Source organism: Candidatus Methylopumilus universalis (assembly GCF_006365315.1).
GTDB lineage: Bacteria > Pseudomonadota > Gammaproteobacteria > Burkholderiales > Methylophilaceae > Methylopumilus > Methylopumilus universalis.
Genome location: NZ_CP040968.1, coordinates 1,148,256 through 1,164,441 on the forward strand (window position 1 = coordinate 1,148,256; position 16,186 = coordinate 1,164,441).

Annotated in this window: 15 protein-coding genes; 7 read left to right on the forward strand and 8 right to left on the reverse strand. The window is 36.3% G+C overall.

All coding sequences use genetic code 11. The annotated features are described in order from the left end of the window. Positions 1-2: 2 nt before the first annotated feature. Both trpE and rpe read right to left on the reverse strand, forming a co-directional pair. Positions 3-1,475, reverse strand: a complete 1,473-nt coding sequence (gene trpE / locus FIT79_RS06050; protein ID WP_139875970.1) for an anthranilate synthase component I — start codon at positions 1,473-1,475, stop codon at positions 3-5. A gap of 38 nt (positions 1,476-1,513) precedes the next feature. Then, positions 1,514-2,212, reverse strand: coding sequence for a ribulose-phosphate 3-epimerase (gene rpe / locus FIT79_RS06055; protein ID WP_139868550.1), 699 nt, complete (start codon positions 2,210-2,212; stop codon positions 1,514-1,516). Positions 2,213-2,313: 101 nt separating this feature from the next. Here rpe and hemA point away from each other — a divergent pair, with 101 nt between their 5' ends. The 3 genes from hemA to prmC are packed head-to-tail and all read left to right on the forward strand — an operon-like array spanning position 2,314 to position 5,495. Continuing rightward, positions 2,314-3,558, forward strand: a complete 1,245-nt coding sequence (gene hemA / locus FIT79_RS06060) for a glutamyl-tRNA reductase (RefSeq protein ID WP_139875971.1) — start codon at positions 2,314-2,316, stop codon at positions 3,556-3,558. Between the two features lie 5 nt (positions 3,559-3,563). Beyond that, positions 3,564-4,643, forward strand: a complete 1,080-nt coding sequence (gene prfA / locus FIT79_RS06065) for a peptide chain release factor 1 (RefSeq protein ID WP_139875972.1) — start codon at positions 3,564-3,566, stop codon at positions 4,641-4,643. A 3-nt stretch (positions 4,644-4,646) separates the two neighbouring features. Continuing rightward, entirely contained in the window at positions 4,647-5,495 is an 849-nt protein-coding gene (prmC, locus tag FIT79_RS06070; protein WP_139875973.1) for a peptide chain release factor N(5)-glutamine methyltransferase, read from the forward strand. 34 nt (positions 5,496-5,529) lie between these two features. Here prmC and FIT79_RS06075 read toward each other — a convergent pair whose 3' ends face one another. From FIT79_RS06075 to FIT79_RS06085, 3 genes are read right to left on the reverse strand one after another with little or no spacing between them, the layout of a single operon-like run. Further along, positions 5,530-6,525, reverse strand: coding sequence for a tetratricopeptide repeat protein (locus FIT79_RS06075; RefSeq protein ID WP_139875974.1), 996 nt, complete (start codon positions 6,523-6,525; stop codon positions 5,530-5,532). Then, complete coding sequence (locus FIT79_RS06080; RefSeq protein ID WP_139875975.1) at positions 6,509-7,234, reverse strand: glycosyltransferase family protein; 726 nt, start codon at positions 7,232-7,234, stop codon at positions 6,509-6,511. The genes FIT79_RS06075 and FIT79_RS06080 overlap by 17 nt, the downstream gene beginning before the upstream one ends. Further along, positions 7,231-8,805: an aminoglycoside phosphotransferase family protein gene (locus FIT79_RS06085; protein WP_139875976.1), complete on the reverse strand. Its 1,575-nt coding sequence runs from the start codon at positions 8,803-8,805 to the stop codon at positions 7,231-7,233. The genes FIT79_RS06080 and FIT79_RS06085 overlap by 4 nt, the downstream gene beginning before the upstream one ends. Positions 8,806-8,912: 107 nt before the next feature. On the opposite strand from FIT79_RS06085, the gene metX reads away from it, so the two are divergent. Genes metX through FIT79_RS06100 form a run of 3 tightly spaced genes read left to right on the forward strand, consistent with a single transcriptional unit; the run spans position 8,913 to position 11,866 of the window. Next, on the forward strand, positions 8,913-10,043 hold the full coding sequence (metX, locus tag FIT79_RS06090) for a homoserine O-succinyltransferase MetX (RefSeq protein WP_139875977.1): 1,131 nt from the start codon (positions 8,913-8,915) through the stop codon (positions 10,041-10,043). Continuing rightward, positions 10,040-10,630, forward strand: coding sequence for a methionine biosynthesis protein MetW (gene metW, locus FIT79_RS06095; RefSeq protein WP_139875978.1), 591 nt, complete (start codon positions 10,040-10,042; stop codon positions 10,628-10,630). The genes metX and metW overlap by 4 nt, the downstream gene beginning before the upstream one ends. 6 nt (positions 10,631-10,636) lie before the next feature. Beyond that, a complete protein-coding gene (locus FIT79_RS06100; RefSeq protein ID WP_139875979.1) occupies positions 10,637-11,866 on the forward strand; it encodes an AmpG family muropeptide MFS transporter in 1,230 nt (409 codons plus the stop codon). Here FIT79_RS06100 and FIT79_RS06105 read toward each other — a convergent pair. Then, positions 11,863-12,636: an exodeoxyribonuclease III gene (locus FIT79_RS06105; RefSeq protein WP_139875980.1), complete on the reverse strand. Its 774-nt coding sequence runs from the start codon at positions 12,634-12,636 to the stop codon at positions 11,863-11,865. The two genes, FIT79_RS06100 and FIT79_RS06105, sit on opposite strands and share 4 nt — an antisense overlap. A 23-nt stretch (positions 12,637-12,659) precedes the next feature. Between FIT79_RS06105 and pyrE the strand changes: the two genes are divergently transcribed. After that, positions 12,660-13,304 carry an orotate phosphoribosyltransferase gene (gene pyrE / locus FIT79_RS06110; protein ID WP_139875981.1) on the forward strand — a complete coding sequence of 215 codons (645 nt, stop codon included), beginning with the start codon at positions 12,660-12,662 and terminating at the stop codon, positions 13,302-13,304. On the opposite strand, the gene gatB is transcribed toward pyrE, so the two are convergent. Both gatB and gatA read right to left on the reverse strand, forming a co-directional pair. Next, positions 13,301-14,731 (reverse strand): Asp-tRNA(Asn)/Glu-tRNA(Gln) amidotransferase subunit GatB, encoded by a 1,431-nt coding sequence (gene gatB, locus FIT79_RS06115; protein ID WP_139875982.1) that lies wholly within the window; start codon positions 14,729-14,731, stop codon positions 13,301-13,303. The two genes, pyrE and gatB, sit on opposite strands and share 4 nt — an antisense overlap. Next, positions 14,728-16,185, reverse strand: coding sequence for an Asp-tRNA(Asn)/Glu-tRNA(Gln) amidotransferase subunit GatA (gene gatA / locus FIT79_RS06120; protein WP_139875983.1), 1,458 nt, complete (start codon positions 16,183-16,185; stop codon positions 14,728-14,730). The genes gatB and gatA overlap by 4 nt, the downstream gene beginning before the upstream one ends. Between the last annotated feature and the right edge of the window lies 1 nt (position 16,186).

Here is a 16,186-nt window from a genome sequence, read left to right on the forward strand (position 1 = left end):
ATTTATTTTCCTGATTGCACAATTTCAGCGGCACGTAATACGGCTTTCGCTTTGTTTTGTGTTTCAACCCATTCGTTATGTGGAATAGAGTCGGCCACAATACCTGCTCCCGCTTGTACGTAAAGCATTTTATTTTTTATTACCCCTGTTCTAATGGCGATGGCCACATCCATATCACCATCAAAACCTAAATAACCCACAGCGCCGGCATAAATACCGCGCTTACTAGGTTCTAGTTCATGAATAATTTCCATCGCACGAACTTTAGGCGCACCACTCACTGTGCCTGCTGGGAAAGTTGCTTTCAAAACATCCATGGCATGTATATTGGGTTTTAATCTGCCTTCTACATTAGACACAATGTGCATGACATGTGAATAACGTTCAATGGTCATATTGTCCGTGACTTTCACAGAGCCTGATTGAGAGACACGTCCAATATCATTACGACCTAAATCCATGAGTTGCACATGTTCTGCACATTCTTTAGGGTCGGCTAATAATTCTTTTTCTAATTTCAAATCTTCTTCTTCAGTTTTGCCGCGAGGCCGCGTGCCTGCAATAGGTCTTACCGTCACTGTTTCATCTTCAAGTCTCACTAAAATTTCAGGGGACGCACCCACCACATGATGATCCTCCATATGGTAATAAAACATGTAGGGGGAGGGATTTAACGTTCGAAGCGATTCGTAAAGCGCTAATGGGGGAGCTTCAAATTTTTGCGACATTCTTTGCGATAACACAACTTGCATAATGTCGCCTTCAAAAATATAAGACTTTGCTTTTTCAACAGCTTTTTTAAATGCTTCTTCGCCAAACTCTGACTCTGCTTCTGTGAGATTTAATGTTTGAAGCGGCTCTATCTTAATTGACTGATGCAGTTGATCATAAAGTTTATCTAATCTTGCAACACCTAAAACATAAGCATCTTTAATAGACGGATCCGCATAGCTCACAATAAAAATCTTTTTTGCTACATTATCGACCACAATAAGTTCATCAGATAGCATTAATAAAATATCAGGCACACCTAACGTGTCTTTTGTTTTTTTATGTTTTAGTCGAGCTTCAATATATTGAATCGTCTCATACCCGAAATAACCCGCTAACCCCCCTGCAAATCGAGGTAACTCTAAATCGTGAGGCACTTTAAATTGGCTTAGATAATTTTGAATAAAATTGAGTGGATTTTGCGTGGTTTCTTTTTCAATGAGTTTATTCTGATCAATCACTTCAATCACATCTCCACGAATGACAATTCTTTTTTGAGAGGGAAGCCCAATAATTGAATAACGACCAAAGCGTTCGCCTCCTTCAACCGATTCCAAAAGATATGAAAAGGGAAGATTAGCTAACTTCTGATAAATCGATAAAGGTGTTTCATGACCCACATCAAAAGATTTAACTAAAGGAATGAAGTTAAAACCTTCAGCCTTGTAGCTATTAAATTTGTCTGATGTGATTAAGGTGGTCATGATAGAAACGCACGAACATTTGTTGGCGCGTTTTTAAATTAAACAGTTGCGAGTGATGCGCGTAATGATTTCACCACAGTATCGTAACGATTAGGGTCAGTATCTTTACCAGCACCAAAAATAGCAGAGCCTGCAACAAAAGTATCAGCCCCGGCTTTTGCAATTTCTGCGATGTTATTAGCGTTCACGCCTCCATCAACTTCTAACCAAATTTGACGACCTGTTTTTTCATAATAGGCATCAATTTTTTGACGTGCGATTCTAAGTTTATTAAGTGTCTCAGGAATGAATTTTTGACCGCCGAACCCTGGATTCACAGACATTAAAAGTATCATATCGATTTTATCCATCACGTGATCAAGGTAATCAAGTGGGGTCGCTGGGTTAAACACTAATCCTGATTTGCATCCTGAGTCGCGCACCAATGAAAGACTTCGATCAATATGCTCCGAGCCTTCAGGATGGAAAGTAATGATATTAGCCCCTGCTTTTGCAAAGTCAGGAATAATGCGGTCTACCGGTTTTACCATCAAATGCACATCAATAATGGCATCCGTAACTGGACGAATGGCTTCGCAAACTAAAGGGCCAATCGTTAAATTAGGTACGTAATGATTGTCCATCACATCAAAGTGAACGATATCAGTTCCTGATTTAATGACGTCGGCAATTTCTTGGCCAAGTTTCGCGAAATTCGCTGAAAGAATACTGGGGGCAATTCTAAATGTTTTATCCATATTTCTAGTGATCCCAAATGAAAGTTGAGTGAGATATTGTAAAATAGCTATTTTAACTCTTAAATGGCGTGAAGCTAAAGCGTCGGATTAAGAATATTCACATGCAGCTTTATACCGTAGGCATTAACCACACCACAGCCCCCATTGCGATCCGCGAAAAAGTCGCTTTTGATCCAGATCATTTAAGCCAAGCCTTACTTGACCTTATGGAGCATAAAGTGAGCGAAGCAGCTATTTTATCTACCTGCAACCGCAGTGAAATCTACGCCAAAGCTCGCGACCCTAAAATCATCATCAATTGGCTTTGTAAATATCACGGTATCAAATTAAAAATCATTGAATCCCATCTTTATGTCTATGAAAACCAAGAAGCCATTCAACATGCATTTCGTGTGGCTTCAGGTTTAGATAGCATGGTGTTAGGTGAGCCACAAATTTTAGGCCAAATGAAGCAGGCCATTAAAACCGCTGAAAATACAGGTTCGTTAGGCGTTCTCCTCAATAAGCTTTTTCAAAAAACATTCTCGGTAGCCAAAGAAGTCCGAACCAAAACAGATATCGGTATGAGCTCAATTTCTATGGCAGCCGCATCTATCAAGCTTGCAGAAAGTATTTTTGGAGATTTAAAAACCTCAAAAGTACTTCTGATTGGTGCAGGTGAAATGATTGAACTTTGCGCTGAGCATATTAAAAATAGACGTCCTAAATCCATGACGGTCGCGAATCGGTCTCTTGATCGAGGCTTGGCTTTAGCTAAAAAAATTAAGGGTGATGCCTGTCTTATTTCTGAACTCTATGATCGTCTTCATGAGTTCGATATTGTTTTAAGCTCTACTGCAAGCCAATTACCTATTGTGGGCTTAGGCATGGTGGAGCGCGCTCTTAAAACAAGACGAAATCGACCTATATTTATGGTTGATCTTGCGGTGCCCCGTGATATTGAACCTGAGGTAGGGGAGCTTAGTGATGTTTATCTTTATACCGTCGATGATTTATCTCACCTCATTGAAGAAGGCTTAACCAATCGCCAGTCTGCAGCCATTGAAGCTCAAAAAATGATTGATCATCACGTAAAAGATTTCACGCAGTGGTTTAAAACGCGTACTATCGTGCCTACGATTAAAGCGCTTCGTGACCATGCTGAAAGTTATCGCATCACTGAACTTAAAAAAGCACAAAAACTTCTAAAACAAGGCATGAAGCCAGAAGAAGTTTTAGACGTGCTAAGTAAGGCTTTAGCCAATAAGTTTGTTCATCACCCAAGCCAGGCCCTGAACCAAGCTAAAGGCGAGGAACATGAGCTGCTCACCAAAACATTAAAGAAAATTTACCCACTTAAAGATTAAATGCCATGAAGCCTTCCATGCAAAAAAAATTAGCAGCATTAAGTGATCGCATTCAGGAGCTTAATACCTTATTAAGTTCTGAAACGATTACCAATGACATGGATCATTATCGGAAAATCACGAAAGAACATTCAGATATCACACCTATAGTAAATGAATATCATGCCTACAAAAAAAATGAAGATAATTTAAATGAAGCACAAAGTATGCTTTCTGACCCTGAGATGAAAGAATTTGCCCAAGAAGAAATTGAGCAATGCAAATTAAAACTTGTCACGATTGAAGATAACTTACAAAAATTATTACTACCAAAAGACCCAAGTGATGAAAAAAATATTTTCTTAGAAATTCGTGCTGGCACTGGTGGTGACGAATCGGCTTTATTCGCAGGTGATTTATTCAGGATGTATTCAAGATATACGGAACGCCAGGGTTGGAAAATGGAAATTGTCTCGTCGAGCGAATCTGAAGTCGGTGGTTACAAAGAAATTATCATGAAAATAATTGGGCAGGGGGCATATTCAAAGTTGAAATTTGAATCAGGCGGTCACCGTGTGCAACGTGTGCCTGATACAGAAACACAAGGTCGAATTCATACTTCGGCTTGCACGGTTGCCGTATTACCTGAAGCCGATGAAATTAGTGATGTAATCATTAATCCAGCCGAAATTAGACTAGATACCTATCGTGCATCAGGTGCAGGTGGCCAACATATTAATAAAACCGATTCAGCTGTCCGCATTACACACTTACCTACTGGGATTGTGGTGGAATGCCAAGACGATAGGTCACAGCATCGAAATAAAGCGCAAGCAATGAGTGTTTTAGCGGCGCGTATTCGTGATGCACAAATTCGCGAACAACAATCTAAATTAGCATCGGATCGTAGATCTCTCATCGGGAGTGGTGATAGAAGCGAACGTATTCGCACCTACAATTATCCTCAAGGACGCATTACCGATCATCGTATTAATTTAACGCTCTATAAAATTGAAGCGATTACCGATGGCGATATGGAAGAACTCATCAATGTATTATCTAATGAGCACCAAGCTGATCTTCTTGCAGGTTTTGCAGAGGATTAAAATGTGGTAGCGCTTCGTGATGTATTAAAAAATACTGAAAGTAAACTCCATCAAAATATTGCTTATTCGCTGGATGAAGCAAAACTCGAAGCTCGTTTTATTGTGGAATATGTCTTAAAGATTAGTCAAAAAGAAATAATTCAAGAAAATAGACAGCCTATTAATAGAGAAGATCAAGCGCAAATTCAAAGCATCATGGACAAAAGAATATCTGGCATCCCACTTCCATACCTTTTAGGTGAATGGTCTTTTTATGGAAGAACATTTAAAGTCAATCGGAATGTGCTTATTCCGAGAGCGGATACTGAAATACTCATTGAAAAAGTGCTCTCAAAAATAAATAAGCGCGACACATTCAATATGCTCGATTTAGGATGTGGGACCGGAATTATTGGTATCACATTAGCCCTTGAAAGACCGCTTTCAAAAGTGATGCTCATTGATCAATCTGAAGATGCTTTAAAAAATACAAAAGAAAACCTTGCACTTCATCAAGCGCTCAATATAACCATTCAAAAAAGTGATTGGTTTGGTACTTTAGCCAAAACAAAATTTGATGTCATTGTAAGTAACCCACCTTATCTAGAAGACAATGATCCTCACTTATTAGAAGATTTAAAGCATGAACCTATCCATGCTCTGATCTCAGGCCCAACTGGAATGACAGCGATAGCGCATATTATTGAACATGCTAAAAATCATATGAATAGAGATGCCTGGCTTTTCATAGAACATGGATACGATCAGCAGCATGAGACTAGAAAACTTTTTGAATTAAACAACTTTAAGAATATTGAAGTATATTTTGATATCCATAATATACCTAGAGTAAGCGTCGGGCAAAATATTTAAATTAATAAAATAACGAGCATTTATTTAAAGTAATTTAAAAAACTACTATACCAACTTTTATTTTTTTAATTTTATTAATCAAATCTAGAGATTCGTAATGATCGGGATTCTGTTTAATAATTTCTTTAAAAATTTTTTCAGCAAGAGCAAGTTTGCCTTTTTTATATAATGCCAAGCCCTCTAAGAATGAAGCGAGAATATGTATATCTTCTAATTTTACTAATTCTGGCAGATCAATTTTTAAAGAAGGCTTCACTCCCCATTGCCTAAAAATATGAGATTGCGTATAAAAATATTTATTATATTTCTCTCCCCGCCAAAGGCATGATTGATGAAGATTAATGCTAAAAGGAAACAAATTTTCATTTGTATATTTTATGCAAAAATAACTCGCTAATAAATCATCTATAACAATTTGATGTTTTTCTAACTCTCTAAGGAAACTATATTGTTTGAGTATTACGCTATAATGAAATTTTGGAGAAATAGATTCTTTATTCATCAAAATATTCGAGCAAAATGCCAATAATTTTTCTGCTGGTGAAGCATAGTAAAAATCTGCAAATTTTCCCGAAGAATATAAATGAGGCACATTAATAAATGGATTTTTTAAAGATAATTCTGAGATTAATAAATTGAGATTCAATAATAAGTCTGATCTAATTTTTAAAATATAAGAATTAGAAAATTCAGATTTTTCTTTAAGCTTTTCTAAAAAAAAGTTGAGGCTAAAAAATTGTAGGAATTCTGGCTTTATTCCCACGGGCTCTTTGACACTTAATACTTTTAAATTTACAGCGCGTGTCTTTGCTAGTCCATTTATATTTTCAAAGTCTTTTTCCCAAGCAATATAATATATTTCTATATTTAGATTTTTCGCCAATCTAGAATATTCAATAATATTTTTCGTTGAATCAAATTCAACAGTTGATCTCTTTGACCTGTGGATGTTTTTTTCTATATTACCCGTTGAACCATGCGATATTAAAGGCCCAGATAAAACCAGAATTAATTTAAAGTCCTTCTTCATCACCTATTCTTTTTTTTAAAATTTCATAATCAAATGGAACTCCACAATGCTCAATATTTTTCTCGCTAACCACCCTATATTTCACAAGCAATCCACTCTGAATCATCGAATTAAAAAGAGGTGCAATGTATATTTCTTTTTCATAATCATTTTCAGTAACAAATTGATTGTAAGCATTAATAAAATAACTAGCTTTTGCAAAGCCATAAATACCATTCGAACACAAATCTGAAATTCTTTCTTTTTCTGTTGTTCTAGTTACGCTAAAATTTTTTCCTGCTTCTATGAATGACCAATTGCTTCCTTCGGCTCGAAAAACCTCTAAAAAACCATCGCCAAATTCGCTATTTCTTGGCCAAATAAAATCGTATCTTATTGTATCAATATTAAAAATAATAATTTGTTCATCTAAATTTACCCCTTCAAGAGCAATAAAAACCGTTTCCGCTTGCCCTTTTGTGTCTTGCTCAAATTCGATAACCTTATAATTCAATACTCCTAATTTACGAACTTCGTTTTCGACAAATATTTTTGAATTAAAATTATTTTTTACAATAAATAGAAAGCGCTCTTTTCTAAAATATTTTTTAAAAGATTTTACCGATTCTGAAAATACCGTACTTTTACCTAGGGGTAATTGGTATTTCGGAACTAAGTAACCTTCGTTGAAAAAACGACTACTTTTCCCAAGCATTGGAATAATTATCATTTTTCAGAAACTATAAAAAATTCTTTATATACTCTTAATGCATTTGCTATCAATGCAAATTGCAATTTCCTATTTTCATTATGCAATGGAAGCATAGACAAAAACAATAATATTGTTATATGCATAACATCTTTAGCTTTTAAAAATTGAATAAATTTGAATTGTTTAAAACATTCAATAATTTCTATCGTTCTAGCATCTGCATGAATATGAAATTTAAAATTAATTTTTTTTTCAGAAAAATCAAGGTCTAATTGATATGCTTCGGCAATAATAAAATCGTAAAGTCCAACTACAGAATGAGTTAATTTCGCTATGTCATACCTTAAATCTCCATATAAATAAAAATTATTTTTATAATCCAAAGCCCTCGGATCAATAACTTTGATTCGAGAAGAGCGGGAGTCAAACATTATATTGCTTAGGCAAAAATCACCATGTAAATACCCTGGTATAATTTTTTTAATGTCATTTTTGCTTAGACAGTCATTTAAAATTTCACCTATAGATCCTATTTTTTCTCCATTAAGTGACAATTCAGAATTTATTGTTATTTCATAATTTCTCGAAAAAAAATCTGCTAGCCTATCTTCTGTTTTATTCTTTAATAAGAATAATGAATCTTTTCTAATTTTATCTATAATTTTTTTTTCAAAGTTATAACTAGATAACTTTATAAGCAAATTGTTACATAAATTAAAAATATTTTTCCAGGCAAATACTGGTTTTAAGCCATGAACAAATATTTCATTCAGCCCTGGAATATGCAAATATTCCATTGAATATTCTGCTTCATTGGATTTGTTTTTATACTCTAATAAATTTGGTGTATAAATTTTTAATTCATTTGGAATTTCTTTAAACCACTCATATTCAGCATTCATTTTCATTTTATTTTTGCTGCTTTTGATAATTATCCCGTCTTTTATTTCTAATTTATTAAAATACCTGTGGGTCTTCATTATTTTTCTATTGTTGAAATATGTATTTACGTGGCCAAAATCATACCAACCAAAAACTTTAATATGCTGTATTGACATTTCCAGATCATAATCTTTGACTGATTTTATAAAATCCATCTTGGACTCAATAAGATATTTTTGTAAAAGGCTTATCTTAGAAAATGAAAAAAAACCACACCAAATTAATTCATTATCCTGACCAGATGATTCAATTTCCCATAAATAATCGAAATTTGTTTCAGAAGTGGCAATACAGTCCAATCTGTTTGGGATATCCAAGAGCAAAGTATCGCCATACAATATCCTAAAAGGTCTATTTTCAGGCTTCATTTCTATCAAAGATCTAAAAATAGAATCTCCCAAACTTATATCACTTGGATTCCTTATGATTTGAATTTTTTTTCTTTCAAAAAAAATTTCATCTTTGATAGGTAATATGAAATCATCTGGTAAAGATATAAATATATCTTCATTGAATGTTAATTTTAAATTCTCAATTTGGGCTTCAAATAATCTTTTATTGCCAACAGGCAAAAACGTTGGTGGTAGCCTTCCAAATTCACTTTGAAATTCATTTTCAATGTATGCTGCTGAAGAAATTAGAATCATTTAATCGTTTATAGTAACTTATTGTTTTTGGGTGTTAATTTTAAAGTCTATATCAATTTAAGTCATTTTAATAATTTACAAGCCTATTGGTAGGTATAATTTTAAATATGAATAAAAATTCAGTCGGTCTTGTCAAAGCAAAGCTTGCCCAATTTACAAAACCACTTAAATTAACGAGCGGTAAAAAATTACCGAGCTATGAACTCGCCTACGAAACATACGGTAAATTAAACGTTAAAAAAAATAATGCAGTACTTGTATGTCATGCATTGTCTGGCAACCATCATGTTGCAGGACGTTATAAAAAAGATGATAAATATCCAGGCTGGTGGGATAACCTCATTGGTCCTGGACGACCTCTTGATACCAGCCGCTTCTTTGTCATTGGTGTGAATAATCTAGGCGGCTGCCACGGCAGTAGCGGATCTAAAAGCATCAACCCTAAAACAAAAAAAACATGGGGCTCTGATTTTCCAATTGTCACTGTGGAAGATTGGGTCAATGCTCAAGCAGCACTCATGGATCAATTAGGTATTGAAAGCCTAGCCGCTGTGATTGGTGGAAGCTTAGGTGGCATGCAAGCGATTCAATGGACACTTTCTTATCCTAAACGCGTGCGTCATGCCATTGTGATTGCAGCAGCACCTAATCTCACTGCGCAAAATGTTGCTTTTAATGAAGTCGCAAGACAAGCGATTATTACTGATCCTGATTTTTATAATGGGGACTATTACCTTTTTAAAAAGAAACCTAAGCGCGGACTTCGTATTGCCAGAATGTTAGGCCATATTACTTATCTATCCGATGATGCCATGGGAATGAAATTTGGCCGTAAACTTAAAAATAAAAATATTGAATATTCTTTTGATGTGAATTTTGAAATGGAATCTTATTTACATCATCAAGGTGATAAATTTGCCGAGGAATTTGATGCGAATACCTATTTAAGAATGACGCGTGCACTTGATTATTTTGATCCTGCAAAAGATTATCAAGGTAATTTATCTAAAGCATTTAAAAAAGTAGAGGCTGAATTTTTAGTGGTTTCATTTACGAGTGATTGGCGATTCTCCCCTCAACGCTCAAAAGAAATTGTGAAAGCACTTTTAGATAATGAATTGACAGTCAGTTATGCCGAAGTCACCGCACAACATGGACATGACGCTTTCCTCATGTCTGATCCTCATTATCACGGTATTCTCACAACGTACTTTAAAAAGATTGCGAATCAATTATGAGCGCACAATTTAGACAAGACTTTGCGGTCATTGCCAATTGGATTCCATTTGGTGCCAAAGTGCTCGACTTAGGTTGTGAAGATGGATCGCTTTTAAAATTCCTAGAAGGCTCTTTAGAAGTTAAAGGGTATGGCATTGAAAAAGATGATGCGCATTGGCTTAATACTTTAAAACAAGGCTTAAACGTTATTCAAATGGACTTGGAAGCAGGGCTCTCTGGCTTTGAATCTCAATCGTTTGATGTTGTCGTCTTATCTCAAACATTACAAGCAATGCATAACACTGAAAAAATTGTGCATGAAATGTTAAGGGTCGGCAAAGAAGCGATTGTCACATTTCCTAACTTTGGCTATTGGCGACATCGCATTCAACTGATGAGAGGTCAAATGCCTGTTTCTAAAACTTTGCCATATGAGTGGTATAACACACCTAATATTCACTTATGTACGATTAAAGACTTTGATGAATTTTGTATTAAAAATAAAATTGGCGTGAAAGAACGCCTCATCCTGACGAAAGGCAAACCTATTCATGTGATGCCAAATCTCATGGGTGCATTAGCGATGTATCGTCTCGTTTCAAAATAATCTTTGATGCAACTTCGGAATCGATTCTGGCAAGACATCTTTTCCAAAAAAATGTTGGTATGCATTTTTACTGGATTTAGTTCAGGCCTTCCCCTTTATATTCTGATCAGTTTACTGCCGGCATGGTTAAGATCCCATCAGTTGGATTTAAAAGCCATTGGATTATTTGCACTCATTCAACTCCCCTATACATGGAAGTTTCTTTGGGCACCTTTCTTTGATCGATTTACTTGGGTAATGGGTCGACGTCGCGGATGGTTATTCTTTTTTCAATGTTTACTTTTAATAAGCATTCCCTTATTAGGTTTTTATAATCCTGAAACCGATCTCACGATGGTTGTTTTAATTGCATCGTTGATTGCTTTTTTAAGTGCAAGTCAGGATGTAGTAATTGATGCTTATCGACGTGAACTTTTACTTGATAAAGAATTAGGGTTAGGTAATGCCATTCATGTGAATGCATATAAAATTGCGAGTCTGGTTCCAGGATCTTTATCTCTCATCTTGGCAGATCATATGGACTGGCAAAGGGTATTCATCATTACAAGTCTCTTTATGTTGCCAGGACTTCTTTTAACATTTCTCATTAGAGAACCCAAAGTACTCAAAATAAAAAAACAAGATTTAACCACTTCACTCCTTTTACCTTTTCAAGAATTTATAGGTCGGCATGGCTTAAAAAGCGCTTTAACCATTCTTCTTTTTATTTTCTTTTACAAATTAGGGGATAGTATGGCGACCGCTTTAGCGACGCCTTTTTATTTGGATTTGGGATTTAGTAAAACTGAAATTGGTTTAATCGCAAAAAATGCAGGCTTATGGCCAAGTGTCATTGGTGGACTTTTAGGTGGCATTTGGATGATGAGAATGGGCATCAACCGTGCTTTATGGTTTTTTGGTTTTCTTCAAATGATTAGTATTTTAGGTTTTGCATGGCTCGCTCATATAGGTTACAGCCCAGAATGGCTAGCCCTTGTAGTAGGCTTTGAAGCTTTTGGTGTAGGTTTAGGGACGACAGCTTTTGTGGCTTTCATTGCCAAAACGACGCATCCACTTTATACCGCAACACAGTTTGCACTTTTCACAAGTTTGGCAGCGATTCCTCGAACACTTGTAAATGCATCGACAGGCTATCTACAAAATATTTTTGGTTGGGAGCATTTTTTTATACTTTGTTTCTTCCTTGCGATCCCTGGCATGGCTTTACTTTACAAAATCGCACCGATTAAAAATTAAAGCTTATAGTCAATAATAAGTGGTGCGTGATCGCTAAATTTTTCATCTTTGTAAATGGAAGCTTCTACAATCTGATCTTCTAAAGAAGGGTGTGCGATTTGATAGTCAAGACGCCATCCAACATTCTTAGCATAGGCTTCGCCTCGATTACTCCACCAAGTATAAGAAGCATCTGTCGAATCAGGATAAAGCTTACGGTACGTATCTACCCAGCCTACACCTTCAAATAAATCCGTCATCCATTGACGCTCTTCAGGCAGAAAACCTGAATTTTTTTTATTACCTTTATAGTTTTTTAAATCAATTTCTTTATGTACAATATTGATATCTCCACAAAGAATCATCGGCAAATTTTCTGACCTACGTTTTTTTAAATAAGGTAATAAATAATCCAAGACTTCGAATTTAAATGTTTGTCGTTCTTCACCACTTGAACCTGAAGGTAAGTAAATTGAAACCACACTTAAATTGTCATACATAAGTTCGAGATAGCGGCCCTCAGAATCAAAAAGTGGGAGACCTATTTCTCGAATAATTTTTATAGGTTTTCTTTTAGTATAAATACCGACACCGCTATAACCTTTTTTTTCTGCAAAACTAAAATAGCTCGTATAGTCGCCATATTGTTTCATGTCGTCAGTTAAATCACTTTCATGTGCTTTGATTTCTTGCACACAAATAAAATCTGCTGCTTGTGAATCAAGCCATGAAAAAACGCCTTTATTAGAGGCGGATCGAATTCCATTCATGTTTAGCGTTATAATTCTCATAATTCATCTCTACCGATTTATCTATGGATCATTCAAGTCAAGAGTTTATCGAATTTGCCCTAAAAAAACAGGTTTTACAGTTTGGTCAATTTAAAACAAAAGCTGGTCGCTTAAGTCCTTACTTTTTCAATACTGGTCTTTTTAATGACGGTGAGAGCCTAATGAAGCTCGGTATGTTTTACGCTAAATCCATTGAAAGCTCCCATATTCCCTTTGATATGCTTTATGGTCCTGCTTACAAAGGTATTCCTTTGGTCACATCAATTGTGATTGCTTTTGCGAGTCTAGGTCGCAATGTGCCCTTCGCATTCAATCGCAAAGAAAAAAAAGATCATGGCGAAGGTGGTGTCATTATTGGAACGCCACTAAAAGGACGCGTGCTTATTGTCGATGATGTCATCTCTGCGGGCACTTCGGTGAATGAATCCGTGAATCTTATTTTAGAAGAAGGGGCTCAGCCATCAGGTATTGCGATTTCGATTGATCGAGAAGAAAAAGGTAGTGGAGCACTTTCAGCTGTCGAAGAAATTAAAGCAACGCATCATTTACCTGTCTGCCATCTCACTTCTTTAAAAGAAATTATGCGCTATATTGAATCAAATACAACTTACACATCCCATATGGATGCGATGCGCACCTATCAAAAAGAATATGGGATTAAAACTTAACTTAATTTTTGACGAAGAAGTTCGTTGACCTGACCTGGGTTGGCTTTACCTTTAGAGGCTTTCATAATTTGACCTACCAACGCATTAAACGCTTTTTCTTTACCTGATCGATACTCATCCACCATCGCTTGATTATTCTTTAAAACCTCATCAATCATCGTTTCAATAAGTCCGCTATCTGAAACTTGTTTTAATCCTTCAGATTCAATCAACGCATCAATCTCAAGTTCTGGATTCACCCATAATTTTTCAAAAAGTTGCTTAGCGCCATTATTTGAAATCGTACCATCTTGAATACGTTTTAAAAGTAAACTTAAGACAGTGGGTTTTATCGGTGAATTTTCAATGGATAAATTATGCTCATTCAATTTAGAGAATAATTGGCCTAAGATCCAATTTGCAATTTGTTTAGGTTCAGCACCTTCTTTTAAGGTAGCAAAAAAATAATCTGCGACATGCTTATCACTTGTAATACCTGCGGCATCATAAGATGACAATTGGTAATCATACTCTAATCTCGCCTTCATAAGATGAGGCAATTCAGTCATGCTTTCTTTAATCTGATTGATTTTTTCATCAGTAATTTCTAATGGCAAAAGATCGGGATCTGGGAAATAGCGGTAATCATTCGCTTCTTCTTTAGAGCGCATTGCTTTTGTTTCGCCTGTTTCAGGATTAAAGAGGACGGTGGCTTGTTGAATCGACTTACCTTCTTCTAGCATTTCAATTTGCCATTGCGTTTCGTAATGAATGGCTTGTTCAATAAATTTAAATGAATTTAAATTTTTAATTTCGCGACGTGTACCTAATTTACTTTCACCCTTGCGCTTTACTGAAACGTTAATGTCGCAACGAAAACTTCCTTCTTGCATATTGCCATCACAAATACCAATCCATTGAACAAGTTCATGTAATTTTTTTGCATAAGTGACTGCTTCAGAAGCTGAAGTCATATCAGGCTCAGACACAATTTCTAAAAGTGGCGTGCCTGCACGATTCAAATCAATGCCAGTGCCATTTTCAACCGCACCATGTGATGATTTTCCAGCATCTTCCTCTAGATGCGCACGCGTAATGCGTACTGTTTTTTTAATCTCGCCTACTTCAATTTCAAGCGATCCTTTGCCAACCACAGGTAATTCATATTGACTGATTTGGTATCCCTTAGGCAAATCTGGATAAAAATAATTTTTACGAGCGAAAATAGATCTTGATGCTATTTCAGCATTCGTTGCTAATCCAAATTTAATAGCACATTGGACTGCCTCATGATTTAAGACAGGGAGTGTTCCTGGCAGTGCAATCGATAACACGCAAGCTTGCGTATTGGGTTCCGCTCCAAATGCAGTCGATGCGCCTGAAAAAATTTTAGTTTTGGTTTGAAGTTGTACATGCGTTTCAATACCAATCACAACATCCCAACTCATGAAAGCGCTCCTTCGGGAATGGCTTTATGCCAATCAGTTGCTTTTTGGAATTGATGCGCTACATTTAACATACGTGCTTCATCAAAATAATTACCAATAATTTGTAAGCCTACTGGTAGTTTATTAACAAAGCCTGCAGGAATACTCATCCCCGGAAGCCCTGCAAGGTTGGTTGCAATGGTGTAAATATCTTGCAGATACATTGTCACTGGATCATCAATTTTTTCATTTGCTTTAAAAGCAGTCGATGGTGCAGTAGGTCCCATAATGACATCGCATGATTGAAAAGCTTTTTTAAAGTCTTCAGAAATAAGATGGCGTATTTGTTGCGCCTTTAAATAATATGCATCGTAATAACCTGCACTTAATACATAAGTACCTATTAAGATACGACGTTTCACTTCTTCCCCAAATCCTTCTTGGCGAGTCTTAGAATACATATCCATTAAATCATCATATTGACTTGTGCGATGACCATAACGGACACCGTCGTAACGCGATAAATTACTTGATGCTTCAGCAGGTGCTAAAACATAATAGACAGGGATTGATAGATTGGTATTAGGCAAGCTCACATCTACAATCGTGGCACCTAATTTTTTGTATTGATTAATCGCGGCTTCAATCAACTTTGCAACGTCGCCGTCCAAACCTTCAGCAAAATATTCTTTAGGCAATCCAATTTTTAAGCCCTCAATCGGCTGATCAATATTTTTTGTGTAATCTTCTTTTTTGTGATCAATCGATGTAGAGTCTTTGGGGTCAAAGCCTGCCATCACATTCAACATCATGGCGCAGTCTTCGGATGATTTTGCCATCGGGCCTGCTTGATCTAGACTTGATGCAAACGCAATCATGCCGTAGCGAGACACTAATCCATAAGTTGGTTTTAAACCTGTGAGTCCACATAAGGAAGCTGGCTGCCTAATAGAACCTCCTGTATCTGTTGCCGTCGCTCCAGGGCACATGCGAGAAGCAATCGCCGCTGCACTCCCCCCCGAACTTCCTCCGGGAACTCGTGAGAGATCCCAAGGGTTTTTAACAGCACCAAAAAAAGATGTTTCATTCGACGAGCCCATGGCGAATTCATCCATGTTAGTTTTGCCTAGATTAACTGCGCCCGCCTCGTTAAATTTCTTCACGACTGTGGCGTCATAAGGCGCTATAAAATTATGAAGCATCTTGGAACCGCAAGTGGTAAGCCAGTCTTCTGCACAAAAAATATCTTTTTGCGCAATAGGGACACCCGTGAGGGCATCTCCCTCACCTTTTTGAATTCTTTCATCTGCAAGCTTAGCTTGGGCTATCGACCGATTTTCATCGACTGTAATAAACGCATTAATCTCGGGGTTCTTTTTTTTAATACTGGCAAGATAGTCTGTCGTGATTTCGACACTTGATGTTTTCTTCTCTCTCAAAAGGCTTGAGAGCTCTTTAATGCTCCAGTCTTGCATG